Raw genomic sequence first — 24704 nt, forward strand, 5'->3', positions numbered from 1 at the left:
TTGATTTTCCCCAGGCCACCCCCGCGACCCGAAATGCAGACTAGTCGCATTAGCAAGAAAGGAAAGGTCTAATTACCCTACGGAATCCGTGGGTTAGCCACTGCGCCTTGCCGGCGACAAGGCTGTGGGGCGATTTCGCATGAGGTTGAGGAAATCCACCGCAGCGGCTAGACCCATGGCATGTCACTCACCCCGCAATGGCTAGATGAACTGCGCGCGCGGATCACGCTGTCCGGCGTGATTTCGCGCACCACCCGGCTGACCAAGGCCGGGCACGAGTTCAAGGCCTGCTGCCCGTTCCACAATGAGAAAAGCCCCAGCTTTACCGTCAACGACCTGAAAGGCTTTTACCATTGCTTTGGCTGCGGGGCGCATGGTGATGTGATCCGCTGGATGACCGATCAGCGCGGGCTTTCGTTTATGGATGCGGTCAAGGAACTGGCCAGCGAGGCCGGGATGGAACTACCCGCGATGGATCCGCGCGCCGCGAAGGAAGCGGAAAGGCGCGATAGTCTGCACGATGCAATGGCGGCGGCGCAGGCCTGGTTTGTCGATCGGCTGGCCTCTGTCGAAGGTGAAAAAGCCCGGGCCTATCTGGCCACGCGGGGGTTCAATCAGCGAACGATAGAGCGGTTTGGATTTGGCTTTGCGCCCGAAGGCCGGCAATCGCTGAAGGCCGCGCTCAGCCAATTCCCAGAAGCGATGCTGATCGAGGCGGGCCTGCGCATCGCGGTTGAGGACAAGGACCCTTACGATCGGTTTCGCGGCCGCCTGATGTTGCCGATTGAGGATGCCCGCGGCCGGGTGATCGCGTTTGGTGGACGGATCCTGGATGCGCAGAAATCTGATGCGCCAAAGTATCTCAACAGCCCTGATACGCCGTTGTTCGATAAGGGCCGCACCCTTTATAACCTGCACCGAGCCGGGCCAGCCAGCCGCCAAAGCGGGCGGATCGTGGTGGTTGAAGGCTATATGGACGTGATCGCGCTGGCCGCTGCAGGGATTGAAGATGCGGTTGCTCCGCTGGGCACGGCTCTCACCGAACGGCAGTTGGAGCTGCTGTGGCGGATGGTTGAAAATCCGGTGCTGTGCTTCGATGGGGATGTGGCTGGGCAACGTGCAGCAATGCGCGCCGTGACCCGCGCCTTGCCGCTGCTTCGCCCGGCGCACAGCCTGAAAATTGTGCGGTTGCCGGCCGGGCTTGATCCCGATGATCTGATCAAGCGCGATGGGCCAGCGGCGATGGAAGCCGCGCTGGCTGCGCCGCAAGATTTGCTGAGCCTGCTATGGGAGCATGAGCGCGATGCCCTCCCCCTTGCTTCGCCAGAGGATAAGGCAGGCCTGAAAGCGCGGCTAATGGCGCACGTTGATACGATAGCCGACCGCGATATCCAGGCGCTGTACCGCCGCGATCTGACCGAACGTTTTTCAGCTTTCGCATTTCCGCGCCGGGAACAGCGCGAATGGAAGCCCGGTGCCCGCGGCGTCCCGGCCCCGCGCCGCAGCGATCCTGCGCAAACCGCTCGCTTGCGCAAAAATGCCGGATCGCGTGATGCCTTGTCAGCCGCTGTGCTGGCCGGGTTGCTGCGTTTGCCGGGTGAATTGGCCCGCCATGCCGATGGTCTGGCCCATGCTGATCTGGCCGATCCGCGGTTTGCCGCCCTGATTGATGCTGTTGATCGCGGTGAACGCCTTGAATCCGGGCATTTGACCACCATATTGGCCAATCGGGGGCTGGCGCCTCCGTCTCTTGAAGACTATGCGGCTTTGCGTTTCGGTTTTCTGGCCGAAGATGCAACCGATGAACAGGCCTGTGCTGATCTGGATCAGGCGGTCAGTTTACTGGTCGAACGGCCGGCGCTTGAAGCAGCGCTGGCCGAAGCGACCAGACGGTTTGAGCGAGACTTGTCAGACGGGGCTTATGCTGAACAGCAGCGTTTGCTGAAGAGAAAGCTGGAATTCGATTCGCGCTTGCGGCAAATGGCCAGCGCGCGTGCGGGGGCAGAATTGAATGCTCCTGCCAAACCAATGGCGGAATGATGGAAGACGACGATATCTCGGGTGGCGAAAAGGATGGCGGCGATGCACCGCTGATTGACCTTAACGAAGCCTCGATCAAAAAGCTGATTGCCCGGGCCAAGCGCCGCGGCGTAATTACGATGGACGAGCTGAATGAGGCCCTGCCGCAAGACCAGATGAGCTCTGAGCAGATCGAGGACATTATGTCTGCGATCAGCGAAATGGGCGTCAACATCGTCGAAAGCGACGAGGACGCGGTCGATCCTGATGAGAAGGAAGTCGACGAGGTAGATGAGCAGCCCGACGGGATGTCGGAGCGGTCCGAGCTTCTCAAAAAGAAAGAAACGATCGAGCGCACGGATGATCCCGTGCGGATGTACCTGCGCGAAATGGGCGCAGTCGAACTGCTCAGCCGCGAAGGCGAAATCGCCATCGCCAAGCGGATCGAAGCCGGCCGTGACACCATGATTCTGGGTCTGTGCGAAAGCCCCATCACTTTCCACGCAATCATCCAGTGGTCCGAAGCGCTCAACAACGGTGAAATGCAGCTGCGCGAGATCCTTGATCTTGATGCCATGCTTTCAAAGGAACCGGCGCCCGAAAATCTGACCGAGGACGGCGAGGAAGAAGGCGAAGCTGAAATCAGCGAAGCGACTGCCGGACCCAGCTTCAAGGAAGAAGAAGACGTCGAGGAAGAGGAAGCCAAGAGCGACGACGACGACGACGATCAGATCGAGCGGCGCATGCCGCGCCAGAGCGACGAAGAAGAAGAAGACAACACGCTTTCGCTCGCGCAGATGGAAGCCCAGCTTAAGCCTGAGGCTTTGGAAAAGTTTGCCTCGATCACCGCACTGTTCAAGAAGTTCGAGAAAATCCAGTCAGATCGCCTGAAAATGATGGGCGAAGGCGGCGCGTTCTCTGCGATAAAGGAAAAGAATTATCAGCAACTGCGCGAAGACCTGACTGCGCAGGTTGAATCGGTCCAGTTCCACGCCACCAAGATCGAATACCTGGTTGACAACCTCTATGCCTTCAACCGCCGCCTGACCGCGCTGGGCGGTCAGATGCTGCGTCTGGCAGAGCGTCACAAGGTGAACCGCAAGGATTTTCTGGATAGCTATGTCGGGCGTGAGCTGGATGATGGCTGGCTGGCCGCGCAGGCCGGCAAGGACAAGAAGTGGGCCGCTTTTGCCGATGCAGAAACCGATCCGGTAGAGCGGATCCGTGCCGAAATTTCCGATATCGCTTCGGCCACGGGCATGTCGCTGGGCGAATTTCGTCGGATCGTAAACATGGTCCAGAAGGGCGAACGCGAAGCGCGGATTGCCAAGAAGGAAATGGTTGAAGCGAACCTGCGTCTGGTGATCTCTATCGCCAAAAAGTATACCAACCGCGGCCTGCAATTCCTTGACCTCATTCAAGAAGGCAACATTGGCCTGATGAAGGCGGTCGATAAATTCGAATATCGCCGGGGTTACAAGTTCAGCACCTATGCCACCTGGTGGATCCGCCAGGCGATCACCCGCTCGATCGCCGATCAGGCCCGCACGATCCGCATCCCGGTGCACATGATCGAAACGATCAACAAACTGGTCCGCACCAGCCGCCAGTTCCTGCACGAGCAAGGCCGCGAGCCTACGCCTGAGGAAATGGCCGAACGGCTTTCAATGCCGCTCGAAAAGGTCCGCAAGGTGATGAAAATCGCCAAGGAACCGATCAGCCTTGAAACCCCGATCGGTGACGAGGAAGACAGCCATCTGGGCGATTTCATTGAGGACAAGAACGCCGTCATCCCCGTGGATGCGGCAATCCAGGCCAACCTCAAGGAAACCGTCACCCGCGTGCTGGCATCGCTGACACCGCGCGAAGAACGCGTTCTGCGAATGCGCTTTGGCATCGGCATGAATACCGATCATACGCTGGAAGAAGTCGGCCAGCAGTTCAGTGTTACGCGCGAACGCATCCGCCAGATTGAGGCAAAGGCGCTGAGGAAACTCAAGCACCCCAGCCGATCGCGAAAGATGCGGAGTTTTCTGGATCAGTGATTGCTGAGGCCCCGCTTCGGCGGGGCCTTTTCGTTTCAGCTCTTGCTATCGGCGTAGACTGCCCTGGTTTCGGCCGGAGCATCAAATTGAACCCACAATGCCATCGCAACCGCGCAGGCCAGAAATCCAAGGATCGCAGCGCGGGCCTTGGCCGCTGCAAGTGCGGGCCACAGCGGCAACAACACCATTGCGCCCAATGCAAATGGCAGAGCCGCAGCCATCGGCATGGTTGGTCCAACCCCTTGCATCAACTGGTGCCCAAGCGAAATCATGTAGCCGGCAATCAGGCCAGCACTCATGACCCGCAACCAAACCTGGGGCCATGCCAAAGCAAGAGCGAACAGCAATACCGGGACAACCACGACATAGGCAGCCGTTGGAGCCAGCGCTTGCAAAGCTATCCCCAGCAGTACCAGCGGCAAAGCCGCCCCGGCATCTCGGGCCGCGCCGCCTTTGCTGTTGCCAAACATCAGCAGGAAAACCGCTGCGCAGACTGATGCGGCGATCACCTCTAGCCGCGGGATCGCCGCAAGCCGGTCATAATATTCTCCATGCCCTGAACCAATCGACAAGCGATTGAAGGCGTACAAACCCAGACCTGACACAGCCAGCAGGCCCAGCATCCGGACAGCGCCATCCACCAACCCGGACCGTCCATCGCGCCTTACAGCAAAGCCGAGCGCGCCAATCGCTGCGGCCAGCATCGGCCAGCCCAGCCACGTCGGCCAGAAGGCGGTAAACAACCCGAAGAGATCAAAAAACACGGCATTGGGCGCCTTCGCTGGGAACTGGGCCGATGAAAGCAGAGCCCCCGTCAGATCAAGCACCTGCCCGCCCATGTCCTGCAATGAACCCTGATCAAGCCGATCAGGCGTAGCAAGCGGCGAATGGTAAAGTCCGGATCGGCCGATGAAAGCGAAATTGTATGCCACATACGGGCCCTTGATTACCGGGGTCAGATCAGAATCGTTGGGCAAGACGGAATAGACAAAAGCCGCCAGAGATGAGGCGCCCGGACGCGATACCGCTGCGGCATAAAGCCGGGCTGCTTCGCCATTGTTGTGCGATGTCTGGAACAGAGTGGTCCGCCCGCCTCCGCCGCGCGCTTCCATATTGATCACCGCGCCAATTCGGCTTCGCAGGGGATGTTGGGTGAAAAAGTGTTCCGCACCCTCCAGCCCCAGCTCTTCTGCATCGGTGATAAGCAGCACCAGATCGCGCTCGGGTTGTCCCTTGGCCCGGATCGCACGGGCCACTTCAAGGCTTGCTGCAACACCGGCAGTATCATCGGGCGCGCCGGGCGATCCCCAAACTGTGTCGTGGTGTGACATCAGCACCAATGCCGGCAGCGCGCGATCCCGCCCGGGCAGCACCCCGATCAGATTGACAAGCGCCATCGCCGGATCATTTTTCCCGCTCCATTTGTTGAGCCGGGCCAGCGCGCGCGGGCCGATCTGGCCTTCGCTGGTTGCCACTTCCATCCCCAGCGACTGCATGCGCTGGCTAATGTAGCCGCGCACCGCGGCGTTTTCTGCTGACCCTGTGGGGTGTGGCTGACTGGCAATGCGCCGCACATCCACCATCGCGCGTTCGGCTGAAAAAGCGGTGACAGGCGCATTGGAGCCCGCCGGCGATGGCGGGGTGGTCGCAAAAATTGCCAGGCACAGCGCCCCGATCATGGTCAGCAAGAACGTGCGCATGATGCCTCCTTGGTTTTTCAGTCTGCCAGTTGCAGACCTCAGGCCTGATGCTTGCCACTCAATCCCAGGCGGACCAACCTGCCAACAGCCAAGATCACCAACTTTAACGCTAGGCATGCTGGCAATGCGCGGTGGTGCCGACTAGAGGGGCGGCTAACGATTCTCACTCTTTGCGGGGGCCACCTTAGCCATGCGCATCGCCATTGCATCCGACCACGCCGCTTTTGATCTGAAGTCTGAGCTGCGCGAATACCTGATCGGTCTGGGCCATGACGTGGCCGACCTTGGTCCCGAAACGACCGACCGTGTCGATTATCCCGATTTCGGCTACAAGCTGGCCGCAGCGGTTGCCGATGGCACCGCAGAATATGGCGTAGCGCTGTGCGGTAGCGGCATCGGCATTTCAGTAGCTGTAAACCGCAATCCAGCCTGCCGCTGCGCACTGGTTTCCGAACCGCTTTCCGCCGCCTTGGCGCGTGAACACAACGATGCCAACTGCATTGCCATGGGTGCACGGCTTACCGGGCCAGACATGGCCAAGGCCTGCCTGGACGCATTCCTTGCCACCCCATTTGGCGGCGGCCGTCATGGTCCGCGCGTTGACAAGCTTTCCAATCCCTCGATCTGAAGGTCATGCCACTGATGTCCGATGCTGTCCGTTCCGCCGGGTTTTTTACCACCCATCTGGCCGAAGCCGATCCCCAAGTTCACGCCGCGATCCAGAACGAGTTGAAGCGCCAGCGCCACAACATCGAACTCATCGCCAGTGAGAACATCACCAGCCTGGCGGTGCTAGAGGCAACCGGCAGCGTCTTCACCAATAAATATGCCGAAGGCTATCCGGGCAAGCGCTACTACGGCGGCTGCGAATATGCCGACGTAGTTGAAACGCTGGCGATTGAGCGGGCCAAGGCGCTGTTCGGCTGCCAATTTGCCAACGTTCAGCCCAATTCGGGCAGCCAGATGAACCAGGCTGTGTTCCTGGCACTGCTAAGCCCGGGTGATACTTTTATGGGGCTCGATCTTAATTCGGGCGGACATCTTACCCACGGATCGCCCGTCAACATGAGCGGCAAGTGGTTCAAGCCGGTCGCCTACGGGGTGCGCCAGGACGATGAGCAGATCGATATGGACGCGGTTGCGGAACTGGCCCGAGCGCACAGGCCCAAGCTGATTATCTGCGGCGGCACCGCCTATTCACGGATCTGGGATTTCCAGCGTTTTCGCGAGATCGCTGACGAAGTCGGGGCCTATTTGCTGGCGGATATCTCGCACTTTTCCGGGCTTGTGGCGGGCGGCGCGCACCCCTCGCCCTTCCCGCATGCCCATGTCGTCACCACAACCACCCATAAGTCGCTGCGTGGCCCCCGCTCTGGCGTGATCCTGACCAACGAGGAAGATTTGGCCAAGAAGCTTAACTCCGCTGTGTTTCCTGGCCTTCAGGGCGGGCCGCTGGTCCATGTAATCGCTGCCAAGGCCGTGGCTTTTGGCGATGCCTTGAAGCCCGAATTCAAGACCTATGCGGCACAGATCGTCAGGAATGCGCGCGCGCTGGCCGCCTCACTTGGCGGGAAAGGCTTGCGAATCGTTTCGGGCGGGACCGACAACCATCTGATGCTGGTTGATCTTTCCGCCAAGAACGTCACCGGCAAGGCCGCTGAAAAGGGCCTCGACCGGGCCTGGCTCACTTGCAACAAGAACGGGGTGCCGTTTGATACACGCTCGCCGTTTGTTACCTCTGGAATCCGGCTTGGCACCCCAGCCGGAACCACCCGCGGATTTGGCGAGGATGAATTCACCCAGATCGGCCATTTGATTGCCGAGGTCGTTGACGGGATGGCTCGCAACGGCGATGAAGGTGATGGTCAGGTCGAGCAAAAGGTGCGAGACCGCGTGGCGGCGCTGTGCGAGCGTTTCCCGATCTATCCGGAGTTATAAGCGATGAGCGGTGATTTCGTAGAAGATGCCAAAGTGGAAATCAGCGGCATGGCCAAACAAGGCATGCGCCACCCATCAACCAAACCTGTGCTGACCGGCGCTGCGGTGGGTGCTGCGGCGGGTTGGCTGCTGCCGCTCGTCTCGATCCCGGCTGGTCTGGTGTTGGGCGCGGGCGTGATGTTCTACAAAAGGCTGCGCCCTTAAGTGCGTTGTCCATTTTGTGCGCATGATGACAGTCAGGTAAAGGATTCTCGGCCGACCGAGGATAACACTGCGATCCGGCGGCGGCGGCAGTGCGATAGCTGCGGGGCGCGTTTCACTACGTTTGAGCGCGTTCAACTGCGCGAAATCACCGTCGTGAAAAGCGATGGATCGCGCGAAAGCTTTGATCGGTCCAAGATCGAACAATCGGTTGCGCTGGCCTGCCGCAAACGCGGGATCGGCCAGGAACGTCTCGATCAACTGGTTTCAGGTGTGCAGCGCCAAATCGAAACGCTGGGCGATCCTGAAATCGAAGCCAAGGCAATCGGCCAGATGGTGATGGACGGGCTGCGCGGGCTAGATTCCGTAGCCTACATCCGCTTCGCCAGCGTTTACCGCGAATTTGCCGAGGCCAAGGATTTTGAAGAATTTGCCGGCAACGTGCGAGATGCAGGGCAAGAGTAGCCGCGCTATGGCGAACCCGTTTGTAACCTATATGTTGCGCTGCGGCGATGGCGCCTACTACGTTGGCCATACCGATGCGCTTGAGCTTAAACTTGCGCAGCATCAGGCTGGAACGCTGGATGAATTTACGGCCAAACGGCTGCCCGTGGAATTGGCCTGGTCGGCACCGTTTGCGGATCAAGCCGCAGCTTTCGCGGCAGAGCGGCGCCTTAAAGGCTGGTCCCGGGCCAAGCGTGAAGCGCTTATTGCCGGAGATCAGACCCTGACTGCCCAGCTTGAAACCAGGGCTCCTATTTCCCGGGTAGATACTGCCCAGATGATGACCAGACCTGCCGCAAATCAACCGGTGATTGTGCTGGTGCGCCCGCAACTGGGCGAAAACATCGGAAAAGCCGCAAGGGCAATGCTCAATTTCGGGCTCAGCGAAATCCGGCTGGTCGCCCCGCGCGATGGCTGGCCCAACCCAAGCGCCGGTCCACCCGCTGCAGGTGCCAATGTCGTGCTGGAAAACGCGCTGGTATTCGACACCTTGGCAGAGGCAGTTGCGGATTGCGCGCACGTTTATGCAACGACAGTGCGCAAGCGCGGTGTAACCAAGCCGGTTGTAACCCCTGAACAGGCAGCGCAGGCCATCCATCAGGAACGTGGCCGTTCCGCCCTGGTGTTTGGCCCAGAGCGTAGCGGCCTGGATAGCGACGATGTGGCCCTTGCCCGGGCAATTGTTACGGTGCCGATCAATCCCGAATTTGCCTCGTTAAATTTGGCCCAGGCGGTAATTCTATGCGCCTATGAATGGTCAAAGGGCGCGGCGCTGATCCAGCCTACGGCCGAGGAAATTCTGCCCCCTGCCCCGCAAGACGAACTTGAAGGAATGATCGGCCAATTGGTGGCGATGTTGGAGCCGCGTGACTATTTCAGGCCAAACAGCCGCTCGGACGCTACCATGCGGACCTTGCGTACCATCCTGACCAAACCGGGCTGGAACCATCTGGAAGTGCGGACCCTGCGCGGGGTTCTGTCGGCGCTTAAGCGGCGTTGAGCGGGTTGCCGCAGCGACTGGGCTGACTATGTTCACCCTCGCTCTGGCGCAAGCGCGCCGCAGATCGAAGTTCAGCTCAGCAACTAGCCCTTGATTTCGGCCAAGCGCGCGGCTAAAGGCCCGCCTTCGCAATTGAGCGGGCACTCCGGTGAAGCCTGTCTCGCAATCCGTAAATTGGCGGATTGGTGCGGTTCCGGACCAGAAGCGACGGCATTAACGCTGCGCAAGCAAATAGTAAGGACACGCTCGACATGTCGAAGCGCAAGGCATCTAAGTACAAACTTGACCGCCGGATGGGTGAAAACATCTGGGGTCGCCCGAAAAGCTCGGTCAATCGCCGTGCCTATGGCCCCGGTCAGCATGGCCAGCGCCGCAAGAGCAAGGTTTCGGATTTCGGCATTCAGCTGCGCGCCAAACAAAAGCTCAAGGGCTACTATGGCGATGTAACCGAAAAGCAGTTCAAGCGCACCTATCAGGAAGCCGCAAAGATCAAGGGCGATACCGGTCAGAACCTGATCGGCCTGCTCGAACAGCGCCTCGACATGGTAATCTACCGTGCCAAGTTCGCGCCGACCGTGTTCTCGGCCCGCCAGATCGTTTCACACGGCCACATCTATGTGAACGGCGTGAAGTGCAACATCGCCAGCCGCCGTGTGCGCCCCGGTGATGTTGTCAGCCTTGGCAAGAAGGCCAAGGAAATGGCCCTGATCGCCGAAGCGCAGAGCCTGCCTGAGCGCGAAATTCCTGATTATGTCGCGCCCGACGGCACCGACAAGATCACTTTCGTTCGCGTTCCGACGCTGGATGAAGTGCCCTATCCGGTAAAGATGGAACCGAACCTGGTTGTCGAATTCTATTCGCGCTAATCAGCTGGTCAAACCAGATACGAAAGGGCGGCCTTGCGGGGCCGCCCTTTTCGTTTGGACGCTACATCCTGAAGGCTTGCCCCTGCCCTCTTGAAGGCAATCCTGGCACCAGTAGCGCTTCTTAGAGCGGCAATCGGAAAAATAGAAATCACCCTTAATCCAACCCCGTTTATCCTGAGCTTGTCGAAGCACTGTCCTCTCCTTCAAGCAGTTGCGCTAAACGACTTGAAGGAGAGGACAGTGCTTCGACAAGCTCAGCAAAGACGGATTTTGGATCAGATTTGGTGTGGCTTGCTCTAGGAAAAGGTTATTTTCCATTCGGCATGATTGTGAACCCATGATCCATCCGGGCTGGATATTCTGCCGGCGATGGAGGCGCACCTTGATCGATCCAACCAGCCAATACCGATTTTGTACGCAGCATCGCTGCGGCAAATGGTATCCCAGCCTGACCAGCGCCCAACAGCAAGCTGCCGCAATCGGTGCGGGCTTACTGGAATTGCGCACGGGGATGTTCCAGCCCTATCGCGGCACCCGGCTTGAAACCCGCTGACCCTAAGAAAAGGGGTTTAATCGCTCGATGAAATTGCTACTTCCACTCCAGCCATTGGCAGGGGGATAGCATGCAATTTGACGACGTGATCATGGGGCGCCGCTCAGCCAGGGGCTATCTCGACAAACCGGTGCCGCGCCAGTTGATCGCAGACATTCTGACCCTTGCGATGCGTGCACCCAGTTCGATGAACACCCAGCCCTGGAATTTCCATGTGATTACTGGCGCGCCGCTTGATCGGATCCGGGCCGGAAACACCGAACGCAATCTGGCCGGAATTCCCCACAGCCGCGAATTTCGCACCGGCCATGCGTTTGAAGGTGTGCACCGTGATCGCCAGATCGGTGTGGCCAAGCAACTGTTCAGCGCGATGGGCATTGCCAGAGATGACAAGGATGCCCGGCTCGATTGGGTAATGCGCGGGTTTCGGCAGTTTGACGCCCCGGTCTGTGTAATCATCACCTATGACAAGGAACTGGCGGACAGCGATGATACGGCGTTCGATTGCGGAGCAGTTACCACCGCACTGGTCAACGCTGCCTGGTCACGCGGGCTTGGCTGCGTCATCAACAGCCAAGGCATTATGCAAAGCCCGGTGGTGCGCGAGCATGCTGGTATCCCCGAAGGTCAGGTGATCATGAAGGCCGTTGCACTGGGCTGGCCCGATGACAGTTTCCCCGCCAACGCGGTGGTATCTGAACGCAGGAGCGTGGATGAAGCAGCTGTATTTGTTGGATTTGATTGAAAAGCCCACGCTCAATTAAGCAGCAGAACCTTTTCATCAGGATGGACCATATTCAGGTCCGAACGCAGCAATTGCCCAGCCATGTCGGGATCAACCTGATTCGGATTGAGCAAGGCAACCCGGTTTTTCAGAACCTCGCGCCGCGCTTCGATCTGTTGCAGCTCTTTCTGCCTCAGTTCCAGCAAGCGGCTGTTTTCGCTCCACGAAAGAATTCCGCTGGGGCCGATCGTGATCCAACTGCTCATCCCCAGAAGGCAGGCCAGTGCCAACGCTTGCGTCGCGCGTTCTTTGGCCAGCCGGGGATGTTGGGGAGAATTCATGATTGCCTTAGAATCATAGTTGATTCAGCAGTTCAAGCGCTAATTTTGCCAAACAACCGAATTGTGGCTGACTGTGCTTGCCGCGCACTGTTCATGCAGTCTGCGAAGTGGAGATTTGGTGCGCCCGAGTGGATTCGAACCACCGGCCCCCAGATTAGGAATCTGATGCTCTATCCTGCTGAGCTACGGGCGCGCCAAGCGCGCTCTAGGAGTGTCAGCGCTGCGGGGCAAGCCCGCCTCAATTAAGCTTGTCTGGCGGTGCGATCGGAAAGGGCAAAGGAACCAGCGCAACGCCCTCGTCGAGCAACTCCCTGGCCTCTTGCGCGGTAGCTTCGCCATGGATAATTTCAGCCTCAGCCTCACCATAATGCATTTTGCGCGATTCTTCAGCGAAGCCTTTGCCAACCCAGCGCGATCCGCCCAGCGCTTCAGCCTGAAGCGCAGCCAGCTTGGTCAGCACCTCTTTGGCCTCAGCCGTCAATTTTCCGCCAGCCACTGGCTGCTTAGATTCCGATGGCAGCGCTGCCTGATTGCCCTTTCGCCCGATATTGGGCGCCATCACGGCCTTGCCTACATCACGCGAGCCGCAATCCGGGCAGCTGACCAAGCCGCGGGCCTGCTGTTGCTCAAACGCCTCCGATCCGGCAAACCAGCCTTCGAAGCGGTGCCCACCAGCGCGGCATTCAAGATCGAATACAATCATTGCAATACTTTATGAGCCAATTTTCTGCTTGTTGGCAAGGCATGGAACTTGCGCGCGCACCGCGGCGATCTGGGCGGGATCAAGCTCGGCAAAACGAAGCCCGGCAGCCTCGCCGCCCATATCGAGCAGCACTTCACCCCACGGATCCACCACCAGCGAGTGGCCAAAGGTCTCGCGGCCGTCGGCATGCTGGCCGACTTGCGCCGCCGCAATCACAAATGCGGTCGCCTCAATCGCCCTGGCTCGTTGCATGACGTGCCAATGGGCCTGGCCGGTTGGAACAGTGAAGGCTGCGGGGATCGCAATCATATCCACACCAGCGCGGCCATAATATTCAAACAAGGCCGGAAATCGTAAATCATAACAGATGGTAAGGCCCAGCTTTCCAAGCGGAGTATCAACTACAACCGGGCCGTCCCCCGGGGCGTATGCACTGGATTCCCGCCAGCTTTCACCGCTGGCCAGATCAACATCAAACATATGGATCTTGTCATACCGGGCGGCAATATCCCCCGCCCCATCAATCACGAACGAACGGTTGGCCCAGCGGCCATCTTCGCGCAGCACCGCCAGCGATCCGATCGCAACCCAGATCCCGGCGCGCGCCGCAGCATTACGGACATCAGCCAGCACCGCGTTTTGCACTTCGGGAACCACATGAACTGCACCGCGCGTGCGGTTACGATCGAGCAATCCCGACATTTCCGGCGTGAACAGCATGGTCGCCCCGCCCATCGCGGCGCTGCCCACTGCAGATACCATGCTTGCGGTGTTGGCCACCGGGTCTATTCCCGAGGTCATCTGCAGCAAGGCTATCCGCTGCATCCGATCAGAGCCGCAGCAAGGGATCAAGTTTGCCGGCCCGGTCCAGCGCCTGAATATCGTCACACCCGCCCACGGCGCTGCCATCGATCAGGATTTGCGGGACTGTTGCAGCACCCGGGACGCGGGCCAGCATCTCGGCCCTTTTTGGTCCACCAAGGGTGATATCATACTCTTCGTAAGCCACGCCCTTGCTATCAAGCAGCGCCTTGGCGCGTACGCAATATGGGCAGCCCCACTTGGTATATATCTCAACCTTGGGCTTGGACACTTGGCTACTCCTCTTGAAACCACGCCAGGCTATCATACATCTGGTGCGGTGTCATGGTCCGCAAGGGGATGACGCCAGCACCGGGATGCCGCTTGCGGGTCCTGTTTTCGCACTATTGCTCAACAAGAGGATTTTGCCATGAACCGTTTTGATTTCACCCCCTATCGCCGCACCATGGTTGGTTTTGACCGGCTGTTTGATCTGCTTGAAAACCAGAGCCGGATGAGCAGTGGCGACAATTACCCACCTTTCAATATCGAGCGCCGCGGTGACGATGCCTATCGCATCACGCTGGCCATAGCCGGCTTCAAGCCCGCCGAAATTGATATTACCGCCCAGCAGAACCTGCTGGTTGTTCAGGGCAAGAAGGGAGAAGACAGCTCTGCCGGGCAGTTTCTGCATGTCGGCATCGCCCAGCGCGGGTTTGAACGCAGGTTTGAATTGGCTGACTATGTCCGGGTTGATGATGCCAATCTGGAGGACGGCCTGCTGACCATCGATCTGGTCCGCGAAGTTCCAGATGCGATGAAGCCCAAGAAAATTCCGGTTGGCACGCAAAAATCGCTCAGCGTGGTCAAGGACGACAGCAAGGACGATATCGCCGCGGCTTGATCCCATAGCGGAAGGCCGGCGCAATTTGGGGGTGAGGCCAGGCCTCACCCCCCCGACGCTTGCGCGCCGTCTTGTCGCATCTCAATCGTCCGGGTCGCAGAAGACGATCAGACACGACAAAGCCCAGTTGCGATTCGAAACAAAACCCCGTTACCCGAGGCGCTATCGGGGTTTGACAGGGTGTTGCAAGGGATTTTCCGCCGTTATCGACCAGCGTGTTAACCACGCCGATGAAAAACAAGCAATATCAATCAAACCAGCCGCGCCTGCTGCAATGCGGCCGCGATAAATCCAGCAAACAACGGATGCGGATCGAACGGCCGGCTTTTCAGCTCGGGGTGGAACTGTACCCCGACAAACCAGGGATGGTCCGGTCGCTCGACAATTTCAGGCAGCAGCCCATCTGGAGACATCCCTGAAAATACCAGACCGCCCTTTTCCAGCGCATCTTTATAAGCCCCGTTAACCTCGTAGCGATGGCGGTGCCGCTCGCTGATTGAGGTCGCCCCGCCATAGATTGCGGAAACGTGGCTGTTGGCACCCAGCTTTGCCTCATAGGCCCCCAGCCGCATGGTTCCGCCCAGATCGGTGTCCGCACCGCGTTGCTGCAGACCTTCGGGGCTCATCCATTCGGTGATGATCCCGACCACTGGTTCATCGGTTGGGCCAAATTCGGTGGAGCTGGCAGCTGCGATCCCGGCCGTGCCGCGCGCAGCCTCGATGCAGGCCATCTGCATGCCCAGACAAATCCCGAAGAACGGCACCTTGCGTTCGCGTGCGAACCGGACCGAAGCAATCTTTCCTTCGGTGCCGCGCACCCCGAAACCACCCGGCACAAGAATGCCATGCATCGGTTCCAGCTTGGTCACGATTTCATCATCGCCGGCTTCGAACAGCTCTGCGTCGATCCACTTGATGTTGACTTTGACCCGGTTGGCCATGCCGCCGTGAACCAAAGCCTCGTTAAGGCTTTTGTAGGCATCGGGCAGGCCAATATATTTGCCCACCACCCCGATTGTCACTTCGCCTTCCGGGTTCTGGAAGCGATCGACGATGTCTGCCCAGACCGAAAGATCAGGCGCCGGGCTGCTAAGGCCAAAATGGTGCAGCACTTCTGCATCAAGCCCTTCGGCGTGATATTGCAGCGGCACCGCATAAATGCTTTTGGCATCAAGCGCGGGGATTACCGCTTCTTTGCGGACGTTGCAGAACAGCGCAATCTTGGCGCGCTCGTTTTCGGGCAGCGGATGTTCACATCGGCACAGCAGCAGATCGGGCTGCACACCCATGCTGGTCAGTTCGCGGACCGAGTGCTGGGTTGGCTTGGTCTTAAGCTCGCCCGCGGCCGAAACGTAGGGCACCAGCGTGACATGAACCGAACAGAACCGTTCGCGCCCCAGTTCGTTGCGCATCTGGCGGATGGCCTCAATAAATGGCAGCCCTTCGATATCGCCCACCGTGCCGCCGATTTCACACAGCACGAAATCGAGGCCTTCGGTATCGGCCAGCGCAAATTGCTTGATCGCATCGGTAACGTGCGGGATTACTTGCACCGTTGCGCCCAGATAATCGCCCCGGCGTTCCTTGGCGATGATGTCGCGGTAAATCCGTCCGCTGGTGATATTATCGGCTTGCCGTGCTGAAACGCCCGTGAAGCGTTCGTAATGGCCCAGATCAAGATCGGTTTCCGCGCCGTCATCGGTCACGTAAACCTCGCCATGTTGATAGGGGCTCATGGTTCCCGGATCGACGTTCAGATAGGGATCAAACTTGCGGATACGGACCTTGAATCCGCGCGCCTGCAGCAATGCCGCAAGGCTTGCCGCCATCAAACCTTTGCCAAGCGAGGAGACCACGCCGCCGGTGATAAAAATGAACCGCGCCATGGGAGTCGGGCCTTAAGCGTTCGAATGGATTCGGCGCAAGCGCGTTCTGCGGCAATCCACAGCCGCGCGCACCTGCAACGGGGAAATTGCGCTGAACGGAGCCTAGTTAGGCTTGGTCGGCGCGCCCGCAGGCGCCGGTGCGGTGCCCAGCGGTGCCTGACCAGGAGCCGCTGCCGGAACCGGCTGCGTGCCAACCGGCACAAGCCCACTTGGGGCAAGCGGATCACCCGCAGGAGCCGGCGCCGGAGCTGCCGTTCCACTCAACGAGGTGTCAAATTCACGTCCGCCGCTGTTGCGGGTCGCCAATGCGGCCAGCAGGATCGACAGCGACACGAACATAATTGCCAGGATCGTGGTCAGCCTGGTCATGAAATCAGCTGCGCCGCGTGCTGACATCAGGCCGGCCGGGCTGCCCCCGGTTCCCAAACCACCGCCTTCCGATTTTTGCATCAGGATAACAGTTACCAACAGGGCGGCAACAACAGCCTGGATCGCGGTTAGGAAATGCATCAGCGTCATGGGGAATCCGTAAATAGGTGTGCGGCAGCGCATCTAGGCGCAGCGCGGCCAATGTGCAAGGTTTGCAAGCTCAATCGCCGTCCTGCGGGGCAGCAGCCAGTACGATCGCCAGAAAGCTTTCCGCAGTCAGGCTTGCTCCGCCCACCAATGCGCCGCCCACTTCAGCGCCGCCCAGCAATTCAGCGGCGTTCCCGGCATTGACCGAACCGCCATAAAGAATCCGCACGCCAGCACCCTCTTCGCCATAGACCGCAATCAGTTTGGCACGGATTGCGCGGTGCATCGCGCTGACATCATCAACCGATGGAACCCGGCCAGTGCCGATCGCCCAGACCGGCTCATACGCTACAGTGAGCCCAGCCAGCGCCCCCTCGCCCTGCGGCAAGGAACCGCCAAGTTGCCCCGCAACGATGGCTTCGGCATTTCCCGCATCGCGTTCTGCCTCGGTTTCGCCAACACAAACAATCACGCCCAATCCGGCGGCCAGGGCGGCTTCGGCCTTGGCTTGCACCACCTGATCGGTTTCTGCATGCATGGCCCGGCGTTCGCTATGCCCCACGATCGCAAAGCCGGCCCCGCTATCGGCGAGCATTGCAGCAGACACTTCGCCGGTGTGGGCGCCCGAAGCCTGCGCATGGCAATCCTGCCCGCCCACTGCGATTGCCTCAACCGCCTCTGCCAAAGCCGCCACCAATGTGAACGGCGGCGCAATCGCAACATCCACGCCGGTATGGCGCGCTGCGCCGCGATCAATCGCGCGGGCCTCTGCCAGCTGCGCGCGCAGCCCGTTCATTTTCCAATTGCCTACGATGTAGGGGCGTGACGCCATGATGTTTCCCTCAATACTGCAAATCCGGCCTGTGACCGTGAATCGCCTTGCGGTTAGGCCAGTGGGCCAACGCTTGTCAAAGTGCATCGCAATGCCCGGCTGAGCCGGGCTGCCCCATTGCCTGCGCCGCCAATGCCCACTAAAGCGCCGGAGTAAGGCGGGCCGACGGTCGGATCGCATGGCATTCACGGCAGTGGCAACAGCTTCATGATTTCATTTATCCGCTCGTTCTTCAATTCCAAGCTGGGCGTAGTTCTGGCGATGGGCTTCGTTGTGCTGATCATGTTCGGATTTGCGGCTGGCGATCTTGCTGGCAATGGCGGTTTCGGGGCGTTCGGCAAGGGCAACCGGGTCGCCACGATCGGGCGGCAAAGTGTCTCTTCAGACGATCTGGAAAAGCAGGTTGGCATCTGGCTTGAGCGGTTGCGCAAAAGCAACCCTGGCTTCACGATCAAGCAATTCATCGCCGAAGATGGGATCAACAAGCTGCTGTCGTTCCTGATCGATGCCAAGGCTACGCGGCTGTGGGGAGAATCGCATGGAATCTATATCGGTGAGCGGTTGATCGATCACGAAATTGCCAAGAATGGCCGCCTTCAGGGCCCCGATGGCAAGATCGATCCTGACCTCTATGGCCAGTTTCTGGCCGAACAGGGGATGACCGATGCCCAGTTTCGCGGCGAAGCAATCGAACTGCTGATGGCACGGCAATTGCTGGGCCCGTCAACTATCGGGCTGACCGTGCCCAGGAAGGTCAGCATGCGCTATGCCGGGGCCCTGACCGAGCAGCGCCAGGGGGCAATTGTCACCCTGCCGCTGGCCGCGTTTGCGCCCAAAGGCCCGCTCACCGATGCAGAGGTGCAGGCCTATTATAATTCGCACAAGGGCGATTACGCCCTGCCCGAACGCCGCACGATCCGCTGGGCCAGCTATAGCGACAGCGCAATTCAAAACGTGCCAGCGCCAACCGACGCGGAAGTGGCGGCGCGCTATAATGCCGGCAAGGCGCTCTATGCCCCAACCGACAAGCGCAAGCTTACCCAGGTGGTGCTACCTACCGAAGCCGCCGCCCGCGCTGTTCTGGCCGAGGCGACTGGCGGCAAGAAGCTTGAACAGGTGGTTGCAGCAAAAGGGCTATCGGTGGCAGCGCTGGGCAGCCTGACCAAGGAAGCCTTTGTGGCCCAGGCCAACCAATCCGCAGCCGATGCGGTTTTCGCCGCCGAAGCAGGCAAGACTGTTGGCCCGTTCAAGGTGCCGCTTGGCTGGGCCATTGTGCGGGTCGATGCGCGCGAAACTACTGCGGGCAAGACGCTGGAGCAGGCAACCCCCGAAATCACCAAGCTGCTGGCCGACGAAAAACGCCGCAATGCGATAATCGAATATTCCCAGCGGATTGAGGAAGAGTTCAGCAACGGCGGATCGCTGGGCGATGTTGCCAAAGAGCTGGGGCTGACAGTGGTCGAAACGCCGTTGATCCTGGCCGATGGCAGCGTGTTCGGCCAGAACGGGTTAAATGTTGCGCCGCAGCTGGCCAAGGTTGTGCCAACCGTGTTCCAGCTTGATGGGCCGGGCAATCCCCAGCTTGCAGAGGTTGAAGCAGGCAAGACCTTTGTGGTCTTCGACGTTGGCCAGGCCATGCCCGCCGCGCCCCCGCCGCTCGATCAGATCCGCGCCCAGGTTGCCGAAGACGCGCGCATCGCCAAGGGCGAGGTCGCGGCCAAGGCTGCGGCAGACAAGATCAAGGCGCAGGTTGAAAGCGGCGTCCCGATCGAAGTCGCGCTGGCTTCGCTGGGCGTCACCCTGCCGCCGGTCGATCGGGTCGATACCAACCGCCAGAAAGTTGAAGAGCAAGGCCCGGCAGCAGCGATGCCGCTGCGGTTGCTGTTCGCTATGCCCAAAGGCAAGGTCAAGCTGCTGCGCGCACCGCGCAATCGCGGCTGGTATGTTGTCACCGTAACCCAGGTTACACCCGGCAACGTTGCCGAGAATGACGAACGTATGACCGGGTTGAGCGACAGTCTGCGCAAGGCCAAGGCCGAGGAATATACCGAGGAAACGCGTGATGCATTCCGCGGCGAAGTGGGATCAACCCGCGATGATGCCAATGTCGTGAAGCTGCAAAGGCAGCTTTCCGGCAGTAACTGATCCGCGCTGATGGGCGGTGGCCGGCCTGAAAACCACGCTGAAGCCGCAGCACAGCTTGCTGCTGGCAGACCCGGTGTGGTGTGGCGCCGGCTGATCGCCGATTGCGAAACGCCAGTGGGCGCAGCGGCCAAATTGATGGTCGAGGGCCGGGGTGATTACCTGCTCGAATCGGTTCAGGGCGGCGAAGTGCGCGGGCGCTATTCCTTGTTGGGACTGGATCCCGATCTGGTTTTCCGGGCCAGCGGAGAACACGCAGAGATCAACCGGATCTGGCGCGATGATCGCAGCGCTTTTATGGGGTTGCCGGGCAACAGTCTGGCCGAACTTCGCGCCCTGGTCGAAACCTGCCGGTTTGAGGTTCCAGCTGCCCTGCCGCCGGCCCTGTCGTGTCTGGTCGGTTATTTTGGCTATGAAACCTATGGTCTGATCGAAAAGCTGCCGCGCCCCGCCGCCAGCCCGCTCGATCTGCCTGATATGCTGTTCGTGCGCCCGGCGCTGATCCTGGTGTTCGATCGGCTTTCAGACGAGCTCTATGCGATTGCCCCGCTCTGGCCGTCAGACCAGGCTCCAGAGCGCGCCTTGGCGGCCGCTGAAGAGCGGATCGACGCGGCCCTGCACCGGCTGTCGCAGCCTCCTGTCGCTGCCGTGCAGGATGCCGCGCTGCCCGAACCTGCGCTGGCCCCCACCTTGCCAGCAGGCCGCTATGCCGAGATGGTGCTGCGGGCGAAGGACTACATCTCAGCCGGAGACATATTTCAGGTGGTGCTGGCGCAGCGCTTTACCTGCCCCTTCACCCTGCCCCCGCTGGCGCTCTATCGTGCGCTGCGACGGGTGAACCCTTCGCCGTTTCTGTATTTCCTCGATTTGCCGGGCTTTGCGCTGACCGGATCGAGCCCGGAAATACTGGTCCGGGTGCGCGACGGCGAAGTGACAATCCGGCCGATCGCCGGAACAAGGCCGCGCGGCAAGACGCCCGACGAAGATCGCGACAACGAAGCCAGCCTGCTGGCCGACCCCAAGGAACGCGCCGAGCATCTGATGCTGCTTGATCTGGGCCGCAACGATGTAGGCCGGGTTGCGCAAGCCGGAACAGTCAAAGTTACCGAAAGCTACACCGTGGAACGCTACAGCCACGTGATGCACATAGTATCGAACGTGGTGGGCCAGCTGGACGGCACCAATCACGATGCAATCGACGCTGTTTTCGCCGGGTTTCCGGCCGGCACGGTCAGCGGCGCACCAAAGGTTCGCGCCTGTCAGATCATCGCTGAGCTGGAAGGCGAAACCCGCGGTGCCTATGCTGGCGGGGTTGGATATTTCGCGCCAGACGGCAGCCTTGATAGCTGCATTGTGCTGCGCACCGGGGTGGTCAAGGACGGCATGCTGCACGTTCAGGCCGGCGCGGGGATCGTGGCAGACAGTGATCCGGCCTATGAGCAACGCGAATGCGAGGCCAAGGCCGGGGCGCTGATTGCAGCCGCGCGGGAGGCGGTGCGGGTCGCGGGTGAAGCGGGCTTCGGGCAGTAGCTTGACCTTGCCCGTGCAAGGCTTAGCCTGCCCTATATGCGCAAACTCCTCATCCTGTTCGCCCTGCTGTTCGCTAACCCGCTCCACGCCGCCGAAGACTGGTCAAAGCGCGGCGCTGAGCAGGACGTGATGCTGAAAGACTTCCACTTCGGCACCGGCGAGGTGATGGACCTGCGGATGCACGTCACCACGCTGGGCACCCCGCGCCGCAACGCCAAGGGTGAAATCGACAACGCAGTGATGATCCTGCACGGCACCGGCGGATCGGGCTGGCAGTTCTTCCGCCCGCAATTTGCCGACGAGCTATATGGCCCGGGTCAGGTGCTGGACATCACGCGGTGGTATGTGATCCTGCCAGACAATATCGGCCATGGTAAAAGCTCAAAGCCCAGCAACGGCCTGCGGATGGCCTTTGCCCGCTATGACTATGACGACATGGTCGACGCGCAAAAGCGGCTGCTGGTGGAAGGCCTGGGGGTAAATAGCCTGCAACTGATCCTTGGCACGTCGATGGGCTGCATGCACGGCTTTGTCTGGGGAACGCGCTATCCCGGCTTTGCCAGGCGGCTGGCTCCGTTTGCCTGCAACGCGGTGGAAATCGCTGGTCGCAACCGGATGTGGCGGCAGATGTCGATCGATGCGATCAAGGCTGATCCACTGTGGAACGGCGGAAACTATGGCCAGCAGCCGGCCCAAGGACTGCGCACTGCGCGCAACCTGTCGATCATTGCCGGCGGCAATGCCTGGGGTTTGCAGGAACTCTACCCGACCCGTGAAAAGGCAGAGGCGTTTCTGGCTGAAACCGGCGAAGCGCGCAGCAAGGCAGAACTTGATGCCAACGATCAGATCTATCAGCTGGACAGTTCACGCAATTACAACCCGGCACCCAATCTGGGGCTGATCCGCGTACCGGTGCTGTGGATCAACAGTTCCGATGATTTTATCAACCCGCCCGAACTGGGCATGGCCCAAAAGCAGGTCAGGCAAATCCCGCGCGCGCGGTTTATCCTGCTGCCCTACAGCCCTGAAACCAAGGGCCACGGAACCCACACCTGGGCGCGGTTCTGGAAAAAGGATCTGGCCAAGCTGATGGCCATGCGATGAAGGTCTGGCTGGCGGGATTTGCGCTGACGCTGGCAGCCTGCTCGCCTGCGCCAAAGCCACTGGCCGATTCCGCCTGCCACGAAATCAGCTTTGACGATACCCGCTTTACCGATTGCATTGCCGATCCGGCGCGTGATGCTGTGCGGTTGGTGATCAATCCCGAACTGCGCACGCTGGGCGCGCTGGCTGGTTCGTTGCGGGATAACACCAGGATTCGCTTCGCGATGAACGGCGGGATGTATGATGATGAAGGAAAGGCCATCGGCCTTGCCGTGATCGAGGGCCGCCAAGTCCACCGGCTTAATCGCAAGCAAGGCGGCGGTAACTTTCATCTGCTCCCCAACGGGGTTTTTTCAGCTGAAGCCGATGGCTGGCATGTCCGCACAAGCGATGCCTATGCCGCCGCCACACCGCGCTCCGCAATGGCAACCCAATCAGGCCCGATGCTGGTGATCGAAGGCAGGCTGCATCCGGCTTTCGCGGATGATGGGGATTCGCGCTATATCCGCAATGCGGTCGGGATTGATCGAGCCGGCAAGGCCCATTTCGTGATTTCCGAGGAGCCAGTTTCCTTTGGCCTTCTAGCGCGTCTGTTCCGCGACAAGTTGGGCTGCCCCAATGCGCTGTTCCTCGATGGGTCGGTATCGGCGTTGTGGGATCCAGCGGCACAGAGGACTGATAGCAGTGTGGCATTAGGCCCGCTGCTGGTGGTGGAGGCGCGCTGAATGCGCTAGGCTATGATCATGACCCAGCGCCGTACCCTTTATCCGCCGATTGAACCCTATGCTTCGGGCATGCTTGACGTGGGCGATGGTCATAGCATTTATTGGGAGCGCTGCGGCACTCCTGGAACAAAGCCCGCGCTGTTCCTGCATGGCGGACCGGGCGGCGGGATCAGCCCAATGCAGCGCCAGCAGTTCGATCCGGCGCTGTATGACGTGCTGCTGTTCGATCAGCGCGGCTGCGGGCGATCTACGCCCTTTGCCTGCCTTGAAAGCAACACCACCTGGCACCTTGTCGCAGATATTGAGCGCCTTCGCGAAATGGCCGGCCACGATCAGTGGCTGGTGTTTGGCGGATCCTGGGGTTCCACACTCAGCCTCGCCTATGCCCAGACCCACCCGGCACGGGTCAGCCAACTGGTGCTGCGCGGGATTTTCCTGGCCAGCCAGAAGGAAGCTGACTGGCTGTACAAATACGGAGCGAGTGAACTTTACCCCGAAGCCTGGGATCAATTCGCAGGACACATCCCACCCGAAGAGCGCGGCGATCTGCCCACAGCCTATCAAAAGCGCCTTACCAGCGATAATCTGGAGGTTCGGCTGGCCGCGGCCAAAATCTGGGCGCTGTGGGAAGGCGTTACAGTAACCCTGCTGCCTGACGCAGAGATGATGGCCGATTTCACCGCCGACGATCACGCCGTGGCAGTGGCGCGGATCGAGAACCACTATTTCATGCACGATTGCTGGCTGGAACCGGGCCAGTTGCTGCGCGATGCCCACAAGCTGGCCAATTTGCCGGGCGTGATCGTGCAGGGCCGGCATGATTGCTGCACCCCGCCGGCCGCCGCATGGGCGCTCAAGAAAGCATGGCCCGAAGTGGAACTGCAGATCGTTGACGATGGCGGGCACCTGTTCACCGAACCGGGCATTACCGATGGACTGGTGCGCGCTAGCGACCGTTTTGCGGGAAAAACCGACTAGCACCGCGCCCAATCACGCAACCTTATCTGGCAAATCGCGTAGCCCGCGCCTATGTCCGCTGGCATGAGCGCAACCGACATCCTCGTCATCGACAATTACGATAGCTTCACCTGGAATCTGGTCCACTACCTGATGGAACTGGGTGCCAAGGTTGAAGTGGTTCGAAACGACGCAATTTCGGCCGGACAGGCGGTATCAAGCGGGGCCAGAGGATTTCTGATCTCACCCGGCCCATGCACCCCAAACGAAGCCGGGATCAGCCTTGATCTGGTTGGCGCCTGTGCTGAAGCTGGCAAGCCGCTGCTGGGTGTATGCCTTGGCCACCAGTCGATCGGTCAATACTTCGGCGGGCAAGTGGTGCGCGGCGGGCTGATGCATGGCAAAACCAGCACCGTCACACACGATGGCAGCGGCCTTTATTCCGGAATACCGTCTCCGTTCCAGGCGACGCGCTATCACTCGCTGATCGTCGATGATGTGCCGGATGGTCTGGTTGTCAATTGCACCAGTGATGATGATCACGTGATGGGTTTCCGCCACACTTCGCTGCCGATCCACGGCGTGCAATTTCATCCGGAAAGCATCGCCACGCAGCACGGCCACGCCATGCTGGCAAACTATCTGCGCGTCTGCGGAATTGCGGTCAAGGAACTGGCGTGAGCCTGTCGCTGGAAGAATCCGAAGATCTGTTC

The 24704-nt window shown here is 60.0% G+C and carries 25 protein-coding genes and 1 tRNA gene; 17 read left to right on the forward strand and 9 right to left on the reverse strand.

Going from position 1 to position 24704, the window contains the following annotated elements; genetic code table 11:
- The first annotated feature begins 180 nt into the window (after nt 1-180).
- Nucleotides 181-2040, forward strand: coding sequence for a DNA primase (gene dnaG, locus ABL914_RS00635; protein WP_391561205.1), 1860 nt, complete (start codon nt 181-183; stop codon nt 2038-2040).
- Nucleotides 2037-4064 (forward strand): RNA polymerase sigma factor RpoD, encoded by a 2028-nt coding sequence (gene rpoD / locus ABL914_RS00640; protein WP_391561206.1) that lies wholly within the window; start codon nt 2037-2039, stop codon nt 4062-4064. The genes dnaG and rpoD overlap by 4 nt, the downstream gene beginning before the upstream one ends.
- A 35-nt stretch (nt 4065-4099) precedes the next feature.
- Here the strand turns inward: rpoD and ABL914_RS00645 are convergent, their stop codons facing one another.
- Entirely contained in the window at nt 4100-5764 is a 1665-nt protein-coding gene (locus tag ABL914_RS00645; protein WP_391561207.1) for a M20/M25/M40 family metallo-hydrolase, read from the reverse strand.
- A gap of 190 nt (nt 5765-5954) precedes the next feature.
- On the opposite strand from ABL914_RS00645, the gene rpiB reads away from it, so the two are divergent.
- The 8 genes from rpiB to ABL914_RS00685 all read left to right on the forward strand — a co-directional run bounded on the left by rpiB (nt 5955) and on the right by ABL914_RS00685 (nt 11571).
- Entirely contained in the window at nt 5955-6392 is a 438-nt protein-coding gene (gene rpiB, locus ABL914_RS00650) for a ribose 5-phosphate isomerase B (protein ID WP_391561208.1), read from the forward strand.
- 14 nt (nt 6393-6406) lie between these two features.
- Nucleotides 6407-7702: a serine hydroxymethyltransferase gene (glyA, locus tag ABL914_RS00655; RefSeq protein ID WP_391561209.1), complete on the forward strand. Its 1296-nt coding sequence runs from the start codon at nt 6407-6409 to the stop codon at nt 7700-7702.
- Nucleotides 7703-7705: 3 nt separating this feature from the next.
- Nucleotides 7706-7906, forward strand: a complete 201-nt coding sequence (locus ABL914_RS00660; RefSeq protein ID WP_391561210.1) for a hypothetical protein — start codon at nt 7706-7708, stop codon at nt 7904-7906.
- Nucleotides 7907-8368 (forward strand): transcriptional regulator NrdR, encoded by a 462-nt coding sequence (gene nrdR / locus ABL914_RS00665; RefSeq protein WP_391561211.1) that lies wholly within the window; start codon nt 7907-7909, stop codon nt 8366-8368.
- Nucleotides 8352-9407 (forward strand): TrmJ/YjtD family RNA methyltransferase, encoded by a 1056-nt coding sequence (locus tag ABL914_RS00670; RefSeq protein ID WP_391561212.1) that lies wholly within the window; start codon nt 8352-8354, stop codon nt 9405-9407. The genes nrdR and ABL914_RS00670 overlap by 17 nt, the downstream gene beginning before the upstream one ends.
- A 251-nt stretch (nt 9408-9658) precedes the next feature.
- Nucleotides 9659-10273 (forward strand): 30S ribosomal protein S4, encoded by a 615-nt coding sequence (gene rpsD / locus ABL914_RS00675; RefSeq protein ID WP_391561213.1) that lies wholly within the window; start codon nt 9659-9661, stop codon nt 10271-10273.
- Between the two features lie 382 nt (nt 10274-10655).
- Complete coding sequence (locus ABL914_RS00680) at nt 10656-10826, forward strand: hypothetical protein (RefSeq protein ID WP_391561214.1); 171 nt, start codon at nt 10656-10658, stop codon at nt 10824-10826.
- A gap of 70 nt (nt 10827-10896) precedes the next feature.
- The gene (locus tag ABL914_RS00685) at nt 10897-11571 is read left to right on the forward strand and encodes a nitroreductase (RefSeq protein WP_391561215.1); all 675 of its coding nucleotides are present in this window, start codon (nt 10897-10899) and stop codon (nt 11569-11571) included.
- 11 nt (nt 11572-11582) lie between these two features.
- On the opposite strand, the gene ABL914_RS00690 is transcribed toward ABL914_RS00685, so the two are convergent.
- The 5 genes from ABL914_RS00690 to grxC all read right to left on the reverse strand — a co-directional run bounded on the left by ABL914_RS00690 (nt 11583) and on the right by grxC (nt 13687).
- Nucleotides 11583-11891 carry a septum formation initiator family protein gene (locus ABL914_RS00690; protein ID WP_391561216.1) on the reverse strand — a complete coding sequence of 103 codons (309 nt, stop codon included), beginning with the start codon at nt 11889-11891 and terminating at the stop codon, nt 11583-11585.
- A 116-nt stretch (nt 11892-12007) separates the two neighbouring features.
- Nucleotides 12008-12084 (reverse strand) — tRNA-Arg (locus ABL914_RS00695).
- A gap of 45 nt (nt 12085-12129) precedes the next feature.
- Complete coding sequence (locus ABL914_RS00700) at nt 12130-12594, reverse strand: DUF1178 family protein (RefSeq protein ID WP_391561217.1); 465 nt, start codon at nt 12592-12594, stop codon at nt 12130-12132.
- A gap of 9 nt (nt 12595-12603) precedes the next feature.
- Nucleotides 12604-13419, reverse strand: a complete 816-nt coding sequence (locus ABL914_RS00705) for a carbon-nitrogen hydrolase family protein (RefSeq protein WP_391561218.1) — start codon at nt 13417-13419, stop codon at nt 12604-12606.
- 4 nt (nt 13420-13423) lie between these two features.
- On the reverse strand, nt 13424-13687 hold the full coding sequence (grxC, locus tag ABL914_RS00710; protein ID WP_391561219.1) for a glutaredoxin 3: 264 nt from the start codon (nt 13685-13687) through the stop codon (nt 13424-13426).
- 138 nt (nt 13688-13825) lie between these two features.
- On the opposite strand from grxC, the gene ABL914_RS00715 reads away from it, so the two are divergent.
- On the forward strand, nt 13826-14299 hold the full coding sequence (locus ABL914_RS00715; RefSeq protein ID WP_391561220.1) for an Hsp20 family protein: 474 nt from the start codon (nt 13826-13828) through the stop codon (nt 14297-14299).
- 251 nt (nt 14300-14550) lie between these two features.
- Here ABL914_RS00715 and ABL914_RS00720 read toward each other — a convergent pair whose 3' ends face one another.
- From ABL914_RS00720 to tpiA, 3 genes are all read right to left on the reverse strand, one after another.
- Nucleotides 14551-16185 carry a CTP synthase gene (locus tag ABL914_RS00720; RefSeq protein WP_391561221.1) on the reverse strand — a complete coding sequence of 545 codons (1635 nt, stop codon included), beginning with the start codon at nt 16183-16185 and terminating at the stop codon, nt 14551-14553.
- A 102-nt stretch (nt 16186-16287) separates the two neighbouring features.
- Entirely contained in the window at nt 16288-16704 is a 417-nt protein-coding gene (gene secG / locus ABL914_RS00725) for a preprotein translocase subunit SecG (RefSeq protein ID WP_391561222.1), read from the reverse strand.
- Between the two features lie 70 nt (nt 16705-16774).
- Nucleotides 16775-17533, reverse strand: a complete 759-nt coding sequence (gene tpiA, locus ABL914_RS00730; protein WP_391561223.1) for a triose-phosphate isomerase — start codon at nt 17531-17533, stop codon at nt 16775-16777.
- 207 nt (nt 17534-17740) lie between these two features.
- Between tpiA and ABL914_RS00735 the strand changes: the two genes are divergently transcribed.
- The 6 genes from ABL914_RS00735 (at nt 17741) to ABL914_RS00760 (ending at nt 24672) form a co-directional block, all read left to right on the forward strand.
- Nucleotides 17741-19678: a peptidyl-prolyl cis-trans isomerase gene (locus ABL914_RS00735; RefSeq protein WP_391561224.1), complete on the forward strand. Its 1938-nt coding sequence runs from the start codon at nt 17741-17743 to the stop codon at nt 19676-19678.
- A gap of 9 nt (nt 19679-19687) precedes the next feature.
- Complete coding sequence (locus tag ABL914_RS00740) at nt 19688-21205, forward strand: anthranilate synthase component I family protein (protein ID WP_391561225.1); 1518 nt, start codon at nt 19688-19690, stop codon at nt 21203-21205.
- Between the two features lie 36 nt (nt 21206-21241).
- The gene (locus ABL914_RS00745; protein ID WP_391561226.1) at nt 21242-22309 is read left to right on the forward strand and encodes an alpha/beta fold hydrolase; all 1068 of its coding nucleotides are present in this window, start codon (nt 21242-21244) and stop codon (nt 22307-22309) included.
- A complete protein-coding gene (locus tag ABL914_RS00750) occupies nt 22306-23034 on the forward strand; it encodes a phosphodiester glycosidase family protein (RefSeq protein WP_391561227.1) in 729 nt (242 codons plus the stop codon). The genes ABL914_RS00745 and ABL914_RS00750 overlap by 4 nt, the downstream gene beginning before the upstream one ends.
- Before the next feature lie 18 nt (nt 23035-23052).
- Nucleotides 23053-24012: a prolyl aminopeptidase gene (gene pip, locus ABL914_RS00755; protein ID WP_391561228.1), complete on the forward strand. Its 960-nt coding sequence runs from the start codon at nt 23053-23055 to the stop codon at nt 24010-24012.
- Between the two features lie 63 nt (nt 24013-24075).
- Nucleotides 24076-24672, forward strand: coding sequence for an anthranilate synthase component II (locus tag ABL914_RS00760; RefSeq protein WP_391561229.1), 597 nt, complete (start codon nt 24076-24078; stop codon nt 24670-24672).
- The last annotated feature ends 32 nt before the right edge of the window (nt 24673-24704 follow it).

This window comes from Novosphingobium sp., from assembly GCF_040079535.1.
GTDB lineage: Bacteria > Pseudomonadota > Alphaproteobacteria > Sphingomonadales > Sphingomonadaceae > Novosphingobium.